The following is a 14,339-nucleotide window of genomic DNA, read 5'->3' as shown; positions in this document are numbered from 1 at the left end:
TGCATTATCCTTTATGATTTATTTAATCGCTCCTCAATGAGTGTATCAACAACTGACGGATCCGCCAATGTAGATATATCACCAAGTTGCTCATGTTCGTTCGCCGCAATTTTACGCAAAATACGGCGCATAATTTTACCTGAACGGGTTTTAGGTAAGCCAGCCGACCATTGTATTTTATCAGGTGTCGCAATGGGGCTAAGCTCTTGTCTCACCCAGTTTTTAAGCTCTGTGGTTAGCGCATCATCAACGGCAACACCGTCAATTGGAGTAACGTAGACGTAAATGCCCTGCCCTTTAATATCATGAGGGAAGCCCACTACAGCCGCTTCAGCTACTTTTGGATGCGCCACTAGTGCGCTCTCAATTTCAGCAGTACCTAAACGGTGACCGGATACATTTAACACATCATCGACGCGCCCTGTAATCCAGTAATAACCATCTTCATCACGTCTTGCGCCATCACCGGTAAAGTATACACCTTTGTAAGCACTAAAGTAGGTACTGATAAAGCGTTGATGGTCGCCATATACAGTTCTAGCTTGGCTTGGCCAGCTATCCTTAATCACAAGGTTACCTTCGGCTGCGCCTTCAAGTTCGTTGCCTTCAGCATCGAAAAGCGCAGGTTGAATACCAAAGAATGGCCGCGTAGCAGAACCAGGCTTAAGTGCTGTAGCACCAGGTAATGGCGTTATCATATGGCCGCCAGTTTCAGTCTGCCACCACGTATCCATGATAGGACAACGGCTTTGACCAATTACACGGTGGTACCATTCCCACGCTTCAGGATTAATCGGTTCACCCACTGTACCGAGTAAACGTAACGAAGATAAGTCGCAACCTTCTGCTGGCTTATCACCATGCGCCATCAATGCACGAATAGCCGTTGGTGCCGTGTAAAGGCTGTTTACTTTGTATTTTTCTACTACTTGCGCAATACGACGCACGTCAGGATAAGTAGGTACGCCCTCAAAAAACACCTGAGAAGCGCCGTTGATCATAGGGCCGTAGACCATGTAGCTGTGTCCTGTGATCCAGCCTACATCGGCAGTACACCAGTAAATATCATTTTCTTGATAGTCAAAGGCGTATTTAAAGGTCATGGCGGTATAAAGCAAGTAACCACCGGTAGTATGTACTACGCCCTTGGGCGTGCCAGTTGAACCCGATGTATACAGGATAAACAGCGGGTCTTCCGCGTTCATCACTTCAGGCTCACACGTTGTGGCGCACTCAGCCACAAGCTCATCCCACCATACATCGTGACTTTCGTTCCACGCTACATCTTCACCTGTTACTTTCTTAACGATGACATGAGTAATGGATGGGCAAGCACCTTTCGACAAGGCCTTATCTACATTGGCTTTCAGAGGTACAGAGCGACCCGCTCGGCGGCCTTCATCTGCCGTAATAACCACCTTGGCATCGCTATCATTAATACGATCGGCAATCGCGTTCGGCGAGAAGCCCCCAAAAATAACAGAGTGAATAGCACCAATACGGGCGCACGCCAACATAGCGTATGCAGCATCGGGGACCATAGGCATATAGATAGCGACTCTGTCGCCTTTAGTTACGCCAAGGGATTTAAGTGCGTTAGCCAATTTACAGACTTCGTCGTGCACTTCTTGAAAAGTAATATCTTGACTGTCTTCAGGGGAGTCACCTTCCCAGTGAATAGCCACTTTATCTGCGTTGTCTGCTAGGTGGCGGTCGATACAGTTGTAACTGGCATTTAATTCGCCGTCTTCAAACCATTTTATGGAAACATCATTGTCACCAAAATGGGTGTTTTTCACTTTGGTCGGCTTTTTAAACCATTCAAGTAAGTTTGCATGTTCAGCCCAAAATGCTTCAGGGTGTGCTACAGAATTAGCATACATCTCAGCGTACTGAGCATCCGTTAAATGGGTGTTACTTTTAATCGCGTCAGGAACAGAAAAAATCTTACTGGCAGTCATAAAAAATTGCCTCCAATATCAATAATGTGAAATGCTTTCATATACTAAACACTGTAATGATTAGACTATAAAGTAAAAATGCGACTTTGGTCTTACGGTTTAGGGACTTTAGTCCTAGGAATTCGACTACTCACCAATTACGACTATAGTCGTATGCGACCATTAGCTTATTTCAATTTGCACCAAGGTCGGCAAATCTATAGAAGTTAACTTTGAATTTACATTTATTTAACCACACTTTAGGGCAAATATAATGAAAGCCATAATAAAAAACTCAGTGCTAGCCGTATCGTTAGCACTTGCAGCGTCTAACGTAACACTCGTTAGCGCCGCTGACTTAGGCGATACCAGCGTTAAATTCACCGGCTACATAAAAGCCGACGCGATGGTGAGCAACTACTCTGAGGGCACGCTAGGTTCCGGTAGTATTGGTCGAGATTTTTACATTCCCTCGCTAACGCCGGTTTCAGGCGGCGATGAAGGCACCCAATTTGATGCACATATTCGTCAATCTCGTTTTAGATTTAGCACCAACACGCCAACAGCGGAAGGTGACGAAATCAAAGGAGTATTAGAACTAGATTTTATCGTCACTAGCGGTGGTGATGAACGTATTAGTAACTCTTATACACCCCGTGTTCGCCACGCCTACATTCAGTATAAAGAATGGTTAGTGGGTCAAACATGGACCACATTTATGGATGTGGGTTCCCTACCAGAATCTCTTGATTTCATTGGTACGACAGACGGCATTACATTCGGTAGACAAGTCATGGTGCGATACACCAACGGCGGTTTACAATTGGCGTTAGAGAATCCTGAAACTACGGTAACACCCAACGGTGGTGGTAGCCGAATTGTGGCTGACGATAACGCCGTTCCTGACTTTGTCGCCGCCTACACCGCTAAACAAGACTGGGGCTACGTGAAAATAGCAGGTCTGGTACGTCAACTTTCATATGATGATGGCAGTGGTATTGACGCCGATGAAACCAGTTATGGTGTCGCCTTGTCAGGAAAATACAAGTTGTCGAGCGGCGATGATATTCGCTTTATGGTGAATACAGGTCAAGGGATGGGTAGATATTCCGCATTGAATGCCGCAAATGGCGCAGTCATCACCGCCGATGGCGATTTAGAGGCTATCGATTCAACGGGTTACGCTATTGCCTATCGTCACCTTTGGAACGACAGAATGCGAAGCAGCTTCATGTTTTCAGCATTAGATATTGATAACGACACTACTCTTACCGGCCTTAGCGTGACAGAAAGCAGCTACAGCGCACGTGCTAACTTACTGTATTCGCCTACCAAAGCCCTTACCTTTGGTGCAGAGTACGCGTTTGCACATCGCGAAATTGAAGAAGGTTTGGAAGGTGATATGAACCGTCTACAGGTTTCTGCGAAATACGCTTTCTAATCTGACACTTAGCAGTAATGACTACGGGCGCCTTTTTCGGCGCCCTTTTTATTCTTATCTACCTGCATACGTATTCACATTGTTTACATTTAATTTACATCCTAGTGTCTAATAAGTTTTCTCCATGTCGTTAAATAACACCACTAGGACACTATAATGATTAACCGTAAATTGTTGGCTTCCAGTGCAGTCGCCACCCTACTAGGCTGTGGTATAGCCTCCCCCATTGCGCATTCGCAGCCCTCCACATTTGTGCACTTATTCGAATGGGATTGGCAGGATATAGCAACTGAATGTGAAACCTATTTAAGCCAAAATGGTTTTGCCGCCGTGCAGGTTTCTCCGCCAAATGAGCATATTACTGTTCCTCAGTGGTGGGCACGCTACCAGCCTGTTAGCTACGATTTAGAAAGTCGCGGTGGATCTCGTGCAGACTTTATCAATATGGTGCAGCGTTGCAACGCTGTGGGTGTAGGTATCTACGTAGATGCAGTAATTAACCATATGGCCGCTGGGTCAGGCACGGGTACAAACGGGAGTACTTTTGGGAATAAAAATTATCCAATATATTCGCCGCAAGATTTCCATGACACTTGCTCGGTTGATGATTATGGTGACCGATGGCAAGTTCAAAACTGTGAACTAGTCGGTTTAGCCGATTTGAAAACCGAGTCTAGTTACGTACAAAGTACCCTAGCAAACTACCTTAATGATCTGGTAAATATTGGGGTAGCAGGTTTTAGACTAGATGCCTCCAAACATATGCCAGCGCTAGATATATCCAGCATAATCAATCAGGTCAACGGCTCCCCACTTGTGTTTCAAGAAGTTATAGATCAAGGCGGTGAGGCCATTGGCGCTGATGAATATTTCTCAAATGGCCTAGTCACAGAATTTAAATACTCAGTTGAAATTGGCAACGTATTTCGTAATGGCTCACTTGCTTGGCTAAGTAACTTCGGGGAAGCTTGGGGTTTTATGCCTAGCTATAAAGCCGTTGTTTTTGTTGATAACCATGATAATCAACGAGGCCATGGTGGAGGCGGCAATGTAATCACCTTTGAAGATGGACGTTTGTATGACCTAGCGAATGTCTTCATGCTGGCATGGCCATATGGTTACCCCAAAGTTATGTCAAGTTACGACTTCCACGGCGACACCGATGCAGGCGCCCCTTCAGTGTCCGTGCACAACAATGGAACACTTGAATGTTTTGGTGATAACTGGAAATGTGAACATCGTTGGTCGTATATTTCAGGCGGCGTTGATTTTAGAGACCACACTTCAGATAATTTCGCTGTAACCGACTGGTGGAGCAATGGCGGCAACCAAATCGCCTTCGGTCGAGCTAACAGTGGGTTTGTAGCAATCAATAAAGAAAGCTATGTCATGAGTACCACGCTAACCACCTCCATGGCACCAGGCCAATATTGCAATGTATTAACAGGTAACATTAATGCCGCCAAAACCCAATGTAGCGGAGATGTAGTTTCTGTTGAGGCCAATGGATCTGTTGCCGTAAACATTGCTTCATGGGAAGCCATTGCCATTCATCAAGGGGCAATGCTAACTACAGATGAAACCGATGCAGATTGGCAGCGCACTATTATTTTCGTCCAAGCCAGCACCGAAAGTGGGCAAGACATGTTTATTCGAGGCGGAATAGATCACGCTTATGCGGCATCTAATTTAGGACGCTCTTGTACAACGAGTAACTACGCGTGTGCCATTCCCATCATCCACAATAATATGCGCAATACCACAACGGCACCGTGGAAAGCCAACGACAATTACCTTGATTGGTACGGCGTTGAAGCTAGCCAGAGTAGTGAAGCACAAGGCAGCGCACTTGATTGGACTACAAATAATTGGCCCGCAACGTGGGGCGACTTGAAAACCGTGGCTAATGATGGCTTTGGAGAGACCCCGTTGAACGTTTGGGGAGACCATTATTGGATGCTAGATGTTCAAATGGATTGCAGTAAAACCGTAAACGGTTGGTTCGAACTAAAAGCGTATATTAAAAATGGACAAGGATGGGAAAGTGACGTAACACAGTCCGGTACGCCTTATGCCTCTAGCAACCATATGGCGCAATGTGGGAAGCGCAATATGTTTGTATTTGGGCAAAGTAGCGCCGACATAACAACGTTCTAGCACTCCACATTTTGAGGCTATAAACTTTAAAACGACATAAGGCAGGTGCAAAGTAAGTACCTGCCTTAGCTTACTGCTATAACAGCGGTGGAAATACCTACACTGATATAAAAATAATACCTAGCGGCATACAGAAAAATAACCCGCCAATATAAGCGACCCCGTAAAACTTTTTCTCGGCCACAATGACCGACAGCTTGTAAGACAAATCTAACGGAATGTCGCGTAACATAGGCGTACCGTAAATTAGCACCACACTAAAAACGTTATACAGTAGGTGTACCATGGCAATTTGTAACGCAACCCCTGCATTCACCCCCACCACACCCAGTGCTGCGATTAGCGCAGTAATACAAGTGCCAATATTCGCGCCAAGGGTAAACGGATAGATATCTTTTGCCTTTAAAATTCCACTACCTACTAAAGGAACCACCAGCGAGGTGGTGGTAGAGGAAGACTGCACTAACACTGTCATTAGCGCACCTGATGAAATTCCCGAAATAGGGCCCTTCCCGATACTTTTGTGCAAAATATCTTTTGCCTTACCCACCATGAGAGATTTCATAATTTTCCCCATGTAAGTAATTGAAGTAACAATAAGTCCAATACCAAGGATGATTTTGGCGATACCCGGATATACCGAAGGTAAACCGCTTACCATGCCTGTTACGATATTAAGCGCAGGTTGGGTTAGCGCCTTAATAGGGTTAAAACCATCAACCCCCATCGTGCCACCTGCATTTAGCATAGACACTACAAAGGCGCTGGTATGCTCTAGAATGCCAAACGCCATTTCAAGAGGCAGGAATATAAACACTGACATCACGTTAAAGAAATCGTGAATAGTGGCGGCGTTAAATGCTCGTTGAAATTCATCTTTTCTGGCGACATGCCCAAGGCTAACTAGTGTATTCGTGATACTGGTGCCAATGTTAGCTCCCATCATCATGGGCACGGCAATGGTGATAGGTAAACCACCCGCTACCATACCAACAATAATGGAAGTCACCGTACTTGAAGATTGAATGAGCGCGGTAGCTACCATGCCAATAATTAACCCCATAATGGGGTTACTAGCAAAAGTGAACAGCGTTTTAGCTTGATCGCCTGCGGCAAGTTTGAAGCCGCTTCCTATCATGCTAACGGCCAACAACATTAAATACACTAGGCCGATAAGCAGTAGCCAACGGCGCCAGTTACCATGCTGGGTTTCGGTTTCACAAACAAGAGGCGAATCTGATAGAGACATAGAAAATGACAGTCAATAAATAACAGTGGATTCATACTATGACGAAGTTGTGACAGATAAATGACCAAAGTCTAGAGTATAAAATCACCGCAATTTAAAACCTTACTGCAATTCTCGGGCAAGACAGTCTGTGTTTAAGGTTGGCACCAAGTCGTTATGACTTGGCCCTCAACATCAAAAACTCTTGCTCTAACGTTTGCACCTTTTATAGCTAATACCTAATATCCTAACGGGTGACGGCGAACCACCTCGCCTATTTGCTTCAGTGTGCTTTCATCAAGGTTAAGTGAAAACGCAGATAAGTTTTCAGCTAACTGATTGGTGGTAGTAGCGCCAATAATGGTAGAAGTAACACCTGGCACTTGTTTACACCATGCTAAAGCCAATTGCGACGGAGTAATCTTTGCTCGCTTGGCAATTTCAACATAACGAGCAGTGGCTTCACGAGCGGGCTCTTTGTCTCTGAATAACCCTTGGCGCTGAACCAGTGTCCATCTAGAATCTTTGGGTCTATCTCCGTTCATGTACTTACCACTTAGCATACCTGTAGCAAGCGGCGACCACGGTAGATAGGCAATGTTCTCAAGCGCGCACATTTCAATAAGGTACGGCCAATCTTTTAAATGCAGCAAACTGAATTCGTTTTGAATGGAGACCGGTAAAGGAATATTCATTTCTTTGCACAGCGTCAAAAACGTGTGGATACCCCAAGGGGTGTCATCAGATAGCCCCCAATGGCGAATTTTTCCAGCATCGAGCGCTTTTTTGATACCGGTTAAAATATCTCGCATGCCATCGATTTCTTGCTGTTTATCGATTTTTGTAGGGTTTGTGCGATCAGGCCAATGCTTTCCAAAATGCGGGGTAACGCGGTTTGGCCAATGTAACTGGTAGACATCAACGTAGTCGGTATTTAAACGGCTAAGCGAGTCATTCAGTGCCGTCTCAACGGCGCTGGCGGTAATAGGCCCGCCTTCTCTTATATAACTCAAGCCACTTCCGGCAACTTTTGTCATTATAACAAGCGAGTCACGTGATGATTGATTTCTTGCCAGCCAGTTACCTAAAATCCGTTCGGTATCGCCATAAGTTTTATCGTTCGGCGGTACAGGGTACATTTCGGCGGTATCGATGAAGTTCACACCATGCTCAATTGCCATGGCGAGTTGCTCATCGGCGTCTTGCTGAGTATTTTGAATGCCCCATGTCATGGTGCCAAGGCAAATATCCGATACCGATAAGTCGCTACCGCCTAATTTGTTAAATTGCATATCTACGTTCACCTACCTTCAACTTGTCTCTGGTTTTCTCTGCTTTTGTGCTAATTCTGCTTCCACAACAGCGAGTCGTTCTTCAATTGCTTGACGAGACTCTACCATTTCATTGGCAAGTTCAGCCAACGATTTGAACTCAGCAAAACCGAGTTTCCTCGGATCCATCCGCTGATATTGGCGCTTACACCGATAGAAGAACATAACGAAATTAGAGAAGGCCCGGTGAAACGTGGCAAAGCTCTTTACTAGAATTAAAATTAAAAGCACTGAGGTGAGCACCGCAATACTAATACTGTATATTTTTACTTTTTGCTCTTGGTTTTCAATAATAGGTTGTAAAGCTTTGTCAATTAACGTGAGCTGTTGCTCTACACTGTGAGCTTGTCGCCGAAAGCGCCCTGTCAAACCCTCATTATGAGTAAGACCTAGTGTTTGATGGGCTATAGCAAGCGCCCCCACGGCTTCTTTATACAAGCTAAGTAGTTCGTCTACCTGTTCAGATTTATCCGCGCTACGCGCTTGTGCCAGTAGCTCTATACTTTGAACCGCAAGGGTGGCGAAATAGTTATTATGGGTTAGTTGAAAATCGCGAATGGCCAGCCTTGCGCCGTCAAGTTGAATGAGCGCATTAGACCCAACATCAAAATACGACTGACTGAGCAATTCCCCCTCAGTCTCAATCATTTGCCCTAGCAAGCCAGATGTTGGGGTCAGCCCTATCTTGGTTTGTAGCGCAACGACTTGTTGGAAAAGTTGTTGGTATTCATCCAAACCTTCGGCTAAATTCCCTAACTGCGACATGGGCATATCATAATCGCTAATTAAAGGCGTAAGCTGATTAAGCCGAGTGCTAAAACTCTCAGAACGCTCGATAAATAACTGAAAGTACTCCTGCTGATGGCGCATCAGAAAGTCTTTTTCATGCCGGCGCATCTGCAACAAATCTTGCCCCATGCGAAGCAATAAGTCTCGCTGCTGATTTAATTCAATAAGCCGCTGCGTAAAATAATGCTGACTGACTACCAGCATGCCCATTCCAACAACACAAATCAGTGTCATGAGAACAAGCCTAGATTTTATAGAGTCAAATTTCATACAGTCCATTTCTCTTCATAATCCGGCACGAGTAAAACAAGGGTATCGTTAACCGCCGCGTCTTAAATATTAAAAATAGACTATGTAATCTCAATAGGCATGATAACTTTTTAAATAGAATCAAATTTTGATACAGCACTGCTTTAATAGCGATTTTATGCGGGGTAAATAGAGAGAGTAGCGGGAAAAGATGACAGTTTTTTAAAATCGCCATACTTCACCTTCTGTATAAAGTATGGCGTGTTACTAATGTATTATCGTTTTATCTCAGCGTTTTTTAACGACTTAGCCAAATTATAATTGCCTTGCGATAAGGCAATATCGGCCACTGAGTTACCTGCCAAGTCTTTGTGCTGCGGGTTAGCGCCTTGCTCAATTAACTCATTCACTAAAGACTGCCTATCGAACAAACTAGCGAACATAAGTGCCGTTTGACCTTGAGAGTTAGTTTCATCGATATTGCATTGTGCAAACATCAGTTTTCTAGCCACACTCAAATGCCCTTTGAAAATAGCACCCATTAGTGCGGTGTTACCTTTGTTATCTTCCTGGCAGGCATTGATATTTTCCTTGCCAAGTAAATAACGAACCGCATCGTTGTGACCATGGTAAGCCGCTAGAATAAGTGCGGTATAACCTTTTTCATCAGCTACGTTTCCATCAAGACCGGCCTGATAAAAGGCTTGAAGCAATTCAACGTTGCCCTCACGCGCGGCATCAAAATAGTGCGCTTTCAGCTCATCAATACTGGATTGCGCATGGCATAGACTCACGCTAAGCATTAAAGTAAAAACCAAAAGTGTGCGTTTAACGATGTGCATTGTGGGTCTCCTATGTCGTCTTTAATAATGATAAGTATGAGTAGTTGATATGAAAAAAGCTACAAGGTAAAACAGGTGGTTCAAACGAAGTCTTTGATAACTATAACTGCCCTACCTAAATAGGTAGGGCGAGTTGATAGTGGTGTTACTTATTGCATAAGGGCAGTTAAGCTTTCCGCTACTTTCTTCGCTTTAGCAGCGCGGGCTGCTTGCTCGTCCATTAGTGCTTTTGCTTCTGCACGTACTTGCGAGATAGAAACCTTAGCTAGCTTAGCAACGCCGGTACCGTATTCTTTATCAGCGTTGTACATGAATGCACTGATGATAACGCGAATCTCTTCTTCAGGTACCGATGCTAATGCACCACCCATGTTGTTGATTAAGTTCTTACGACCTTGTTTATCAAGGTTGCGGTAGAACTCACCCGCTTGTTTGAAGTTCTGTTCCTTGTAGAAAGGAATTTGCTGTGTCATACCTGCAAGCGGCTTGCTTGAGTAACGGTATGCTGGATCTTCATTCAAATCTAAGCGACGGCTAGGCTGATAGTTAACATCACGGTTAGTTGATGTAGTACGAAGCTGGCCATGTTGCTCGTGGTTGTTAATCTCAACATTTTTAGGCGCGTTTACCGGAATACGGTAAGCGTTAACACCTAAACGGTAGCGCTGGGTATCAGCATAAGAGAACAAACGACCTTGTAGCATTCTGTCTTCTGATGGCTCGATACCTGGAATTAGATTACTTGGTGCAAATGCAGCTTGCTCAGTTTCTTCAAAAAAGTTGTCAGGTACACGGTTTAACACCATGCGACCAATTTTGCGTGAAGCAACTAACTTCTCAGGCCAGATCTTTGTGGTATCTAACGGGTTGAAGTCAAAATCATCTAACTGCTCTGGCTCAAGTTCTTGCAAATACAAATCCCATGAAGCGGTTTCGCCTTTCTCACCGATGCGAGTGTAAACGTCAGTGGTGTGTGGCTGGAAATCCATACCTTGCTGTTTCATTGCTTCTTCAGCAGTGAAGTTCTTAATAGGTTGGTTCGCTTTCCACGTAAATTTCACGTATTTAACGTTGCCTTCATCATCAACAAATTTGAAAGCGTGAACACCTGAACCATCCATATTTAGGTAGCTTGCTGGCGTACCATAGTCAGAAAACAGCATGGTTAGAGTGTGCGTAGACTCTGGAACATGCGAGAAGAAGTCGAATACACGCTTAGCATCTTGCTTGTTAGTTACCGGAGACGGTTTAAATGCGTGAACCATATCTGGGAATTTAATTGCATCACGGATAAAGAACACAGGGAAGTTGTTACCTACTAAATCCCAGTTTCCTTGCTCAGTGTAAAACTTCACAGCGAAACCACGAGGATCACGAAGTGTTTCAGGCGAAAGGTGACCGTGTACTACTGATGAAAAGCGCACGAATACTTCGGTCTTTTTACCTTCACCTTGGAAAGGTGCAGCAACTGTATCTTCAGATAAGTCTTCGTAGTTTTCATAGTAACCATGAATACCTACACCACGGGCGTGAACTACACGCTCTGGAATACGCTCACGGTCAAACGCCGCTAGCTTCTCAATTAGGTGAGAATCTTGTAAAAGCACAGGGCCCCAAGGACCAGCAGTTTGCGAGTTTTGGTTATCTCCAACTGGTGCGCCATTTTGACGAGTAAGGGTATCCGCTTGAGCACTTAAGCCCATACTTAACATACCTACGGTTACACAACTTATTATACTTCGGGTAAACAATCGCTTCATTTTATGCTGCTCCTGAAAAACGAGTTTTATTGGTCGGGGTTTTCTGAGCGACACAAACTTGGTCGCCATAATAGTTATTTGCATAGTTGCAAACCGATTGTGCTGGTTTAGCAACGAATTTGTGCGGTGTAAGTTTTTTTAGAATTGTGCTCACAACAGCTCTCCTTGTTAGATGCGAGGATTATTACCGTTCTACGAAAACTATTAAAATGACATAAACTGATTAAGTTAATTGAATTTATAGATGTGACTAAAGAATAGAAAAATGATTGAGGTTTTCGATTGGCATTTTAGACTGGGTGAGCTTAGGAAAATTTGCGATTTGTTCGATAGTTTAATCAACAAGTCAATTTTTAACTTAACACCAAAAGGTTAGTATCTTTGATACTTATTTCAGAGTGACAACGATGGGAGATGAGAGAATACACAAAGGGGTTAAAGGCAGAAGCAAAGGTAGGAAGATAGACAGAAAGGTAATGTACTTCACATACATAAAGCACATTACCGATAATCAGTTACTTGAACATGGGGCTAGTTAAAGCGCCATCCAGGGGCCTGTAATGGCCAAGGTCTTACTGGGAGAGTACATATTCACGAACAATACACTACCGTCGTTAGTGAAGCACGCGCCAGCAAGTTCGGTTTGCGCGTGTAGTTTGGCAACGTTATAAATATCCCCCTCTGGTGTAACCCCGCGAAGGTGATTATCTACAATTTCAGTGTACTGATCTTCGCATACAATCAAATGGCCATTAGGGCTAACAGTCAGGTTATCGCCGAAGTTAAATAAGTTAGCGTCATCACTTTCAACGAATAATTGTAATCTGCCACCTGAAGCCTGAGAGTTTGAAGCAGAGTCGGCTTTAGCGCCTTGTGGCTGATAACGCATTATCTGACCTAATTGCTTAGCTCCGCCATTGGTGCAACAAAAATACAGCTCGTTGTTGCCCCAATGCAGCCCTTCACCTCGAGCAAACAACGTTGCGCCCGCCTTATAACCTTGAACACGCAAGTCATCATTAGGGCTTTCTGGCGTATGTAAATCGACCCAATCTACATTTAACCATTCCCCTAGATTCATACGCGCCTTATCCCAGTTACGAGAGTCGAACTGAGGCACACCTTTTATGCGTAAAGCCTGTAACTTACCGCCTTTATCCAGCTGGCCTTTAACACTAGGAATAAAGCGATAAAACAAACTATCGCCTCTGTCTTCCGTTAAATAAACAATACCCGTTTCTGGGTCGACACAAGCCGCTTCATGATTAAACCGCCCCATAGCCTTAAGCGGTTTAGCCTCTACTAACGTCTCAGCATCAGCAGGTACTTCAAAGATATAGCCATGCTCTTTCGAAATAACACCGTTAGGTTTATCGACCGATTCTTCGCATGTTAACCACGTTCCCCAAGGCGTAATACCGCCAGCACAGTTGCGAATAGTACCGACTAAGCTAACAAACTCTTTTTCAACAACCTTGGTATCGAGATTATAAACCAGCGTGGTGGTGCCTCCTGGCAGCGCGACACCATTTTCAAAATGATCATAAGCAAGCTCAGTAGTATGAGTTTGAATAGATTCAGGCTGGATAGATAGGTGAGCGGCCTGTAACTCGTGATTACGTACTAAGGCAACCTTATTGTTACCTAGCGAGAAACATCCCATGCCGTCAGCTCTATCGGGCACATTTAATCCATCGCTCATGGCATCACCCAGTTCAGAGATAACCTGGTAACTAAAACCCTGAGGTAAATCGAGAAGTTTCTTAGGATCAGGCACAAGCGGCCCATAGTCTTTGGTGGTTGGCGTTAACACTCCGGCATTCGCCTTACCCAACGCACTTGATGCCAACCCAGCAAATGCCAAGGTACCCGCCCCTTTAAAAAACTGCCTTCTATCAATCATTATTATCACTCTTTGTACTAATACTTACGCACCTGATTTACGTGTACCCGATTAAACCAAATACTGCCTGCATCTATCATTACACACTATTGTTACATTATAACGTTTGTTACCTTTTCTCTATGACAATTACCGATGTTTTTATAGAAGATAGCTACCCTAGTAACCCATTGCAGTTAAACCGGTCGATGATATTTAAAGAAAAGTACGACAAAGTTTACTTTTGTTGGTGAAAACACATGGCAATAGACCGAGAGATAAGGAATGGGTTCAGAGTGATATAACTAAAATGAGTCAGCTTTTGACTACACCTTAGGCTTCATATCAAACTTCTCATTGTGAAATAGAGTTTTGAGAGCTTTGTGCGCCTCGGAAACTCTCTACAGCATGGATGCTGTAGCGAAGGCCCCATGAATGGGTTTACGCAGTTTCCTTACCCTACCATAAACAGCCTGCTGTGTTGTCAGAGGCGGCAGTAGAAGCCCATGTGAAACCCTCAGCAGCATGGATGCTGCTGCGGAGGCTCCATGGATGGATTCACGCCGTGTTTCACATGGGCTTCTACTGGCGACTAAACCTACAGACACAAAAAAGGCGCTCAAATGAGCGCCTTTCTTTTATGCTTTGGTTTGCTTAGATTAAAGAATCTTAGCTACAACACCAGCACCTACAGTACGGCCACCTTCACGGATAGCGAAG

At 44.4% G+C, this 14,339-nt stretch carries 10 protein-coding genes; 2 read left to right on the top strand and 8 right to left on the bottom strand.

Translation table 11 applies throughout. The features are described 5' to 3' along the window. Positions 1-11: 11 nt before the first annotated feature. Complete coding sequence (acs, locus tag J5X92_RS16885; RefSeq protein WP_208806161.1) at positions 12-1,961, bottom strand: acetate--CoA ligase; 1,950 nt, start codon at positions 1,959-1,961, stop codon at positions 12-14. Between the two features lie 253 nt (positions 1,962-2,214). Here acs and J5X92_RS16880 point away from each other — a divergent pair, with 253 nt between their 5' ends. Continuing rightward, positions 2,215-3,381: a DcaP family trimeric outer membrane transporter gene (locus J5X92_RS16880; RefSeq protein ID WP_126872874.1), complete on the top strand. Its 1,167-nt coding sequence runs from the start codon at positions 2,215-2,217 to the stop codon at positions 3,379-3,381. A gap of 156 nt (positions 3,382-3,537) precedes the next feature. Then, complete coding sequence (locus J5X92_RS16875; RefSeq protein WP_126872875.1) at positions 3,538-5,538, top strand: alpha-amylase family protein; 2,001 nt, start codon at positions 3,538-3,540, stop codon at positions 5,536-5,538. 97 nt (positions 5,539-5,635) lie between these two features. On the opposite strand, the gene J5X92_RS16870 is transcribed toward J5X92_RS16875, so the two are convergent. The 7 genes from J5X92_RS16870 to J5X92_RS16840 all read right to left on the bottom strand — a co-directional run bounded on the left by J5X92_RS16870 (position 5,636) and on the right by J5X92_RS16840 (position 13,640). Then, positions 5,636-6,787 carry a Na/Pi symporter gene (locus tag J5X92_RS16870; protein WP_126872876.1) on the bottom strand — a complete coding sequence of 384 codons (1,152 nt, stop codon included), beginning with the start codon at positions 6,785-6,787 and terminating at the stop codon, positions 5,636-5,638. Between the two features lie 218 nt (positions 6,788-7,005). Continuing rightward, positions 7,006-8,058 carry an aldo/keto reductase gene (locus J5X92_RS16865; RefSeq protein ID WP_063456778.1) on the bottom strand — a complete coding sequence of 351 codons (1,053 nt, stop codon included), beginning with the start codon at positions 8,056-8,058 and terminating at the stop codon, positions 7,006-7,008. A gap of 18 nt (positions 8,059-8,076) precedes the next feature. Then, complete coding sequence (locus J5X92_RS16860) at positions 8,077-9,120, bottom strand: chemotaxis protein (protein ID WP_244360968.1); 1,044 nt, start codon at positions 9,118-9,120, stop codon at positions 8,077-8,079. A 290-nt stretch (positions 9,121-9,410) separates the two neighbouring features. Continuing rightward, the gene (locus J5X92_RS16855; RefSeq protein WP_208806159.1) at positions 9,411-9,977 is read right to left on the bottom strand and encodes an ankyrin repeat domain-containing protein; all 567 of its coding nucleotides are present in this window, start codon (positions 9,975-9,977) and stop codon (positions 9,411-9,413) included. A gap of 149 nt (positions 9,978-10,126) precedes the next feature. Then, positions 10,127-11,689, bottom strand: coding sequence for a catalase (locus tag J5X92_RS16850; protein ID WP_126872883.1), 1,563 nt, complete (start codon positions 11,687-11,689; stop codon positions 10,127-10,129). Positions 11,690-11,738: 49 nt separating this feature from the next. Further along, on the bottom strand, positions 11,739-11,891 hold the full coding sequence (locus tag J5X92_RS16845) for a hypothetical protein (protein ID WP_159533405.1): 153 nt from the start codon (positions 11,889-11,891) through the stop codon (positions 11,739-11,741). 381 nt (positions 11,892-12,272) lie between these two features. Further along, entirely contained in the window at positions 12,273-13,640 is a 1,368-nt protein-coding gene (locus tag J5X92_RS16840) for an alkaline phosphatase PhoX (RefSeq protein WP_208806158.1), read from the bottom strand. Positions 13,641-14,339: the final 699 nt, after the last annotated feature.

It is taken from the genome of Alteromonas sp. K632G (genome assembly GCF_017653625.1).
GTDB lineage: Bacteria > Pseudomonadota > Gammaproteobacteria > Enterobacterales > Alteromonadaceae > Alteromonas > Alteromonas naphthalenivorans.
Note: the sequence above shows the minus strand (reverse complement) of the source record. Positions and strands in the feature narration are given on the sequence as shown.

What these genes read in the sequence shown, in the direction of transcription:
- J5X92_RS16855 (WP_208806159.1), bottom strand. Translation starts at nt 9,977, where the DNA reads ATGCACATCGTTAAACGCACACTTTTGGTTTTTACTTTAATGCTTAGC.
- J5X92_RS16865 (WP_063456778.1), bottom strand. Translation starts at nt 8,058, where the DNA reads ATGCAATTTAACAAATTAGGCGGTAGCGACTTATCGGTATCGGATATT.
- J5X92_RS16875 (WP_126872875.1), top strand. Translation starts at nt 3,538, where the DNA reads ATGATTAACCGTAAATTGTTGGCTTCCAGTGCAGTCGCCACCCTACTA.
- acs (WP_208806161.1), bottom strand. Translation starts at nt 1,961, where the DNA reads ATGACTGCCAGTAAGATTTTTTCTGTTCCTGACGCGATTAAAAGTAAC.
- J5X92_RS16880 (WP_126872874.1), top strand. Translation starts at nt 2,215, where the DNA reads ATGAAAGCCATAATAAAAAACTCAGTGCTAGCCGTATCGTTAGCACTT.
- J5X92_RS16870 (WP_126872876.1), bottom strand. Translation starts at nt 6,787, where the DNA reads ATGTCTCTATCAGATTCGCCTCTTGTTTGTGAAACCGAAACCCAGCAT.
- J5X92_RS16840 (WP_208806158.1), bottom strand. Translation starts at nt 13,640, where the DNA reads ATGATTGATAGAAGGCAGTTTTTTAAAGGGGCGGGTACCTTGGCATTT.
- J5X92_RS16860 (WP_244360968.1), bottom strand. Translation starts at nt 9,120, where the DNA reads ATGACACTGATTTGTGTTGTTGGAATGGGCATGCTGGTAGTCAGTCAG.
- J5X92_RS16850 (WP_126872883.1), bottom strand. Translation starts at nt 11,689, where the DNA reads ATGTTAAGTATGGGCTTAAGTGCTCAAGCGGATACCCTTACTCGTCAA.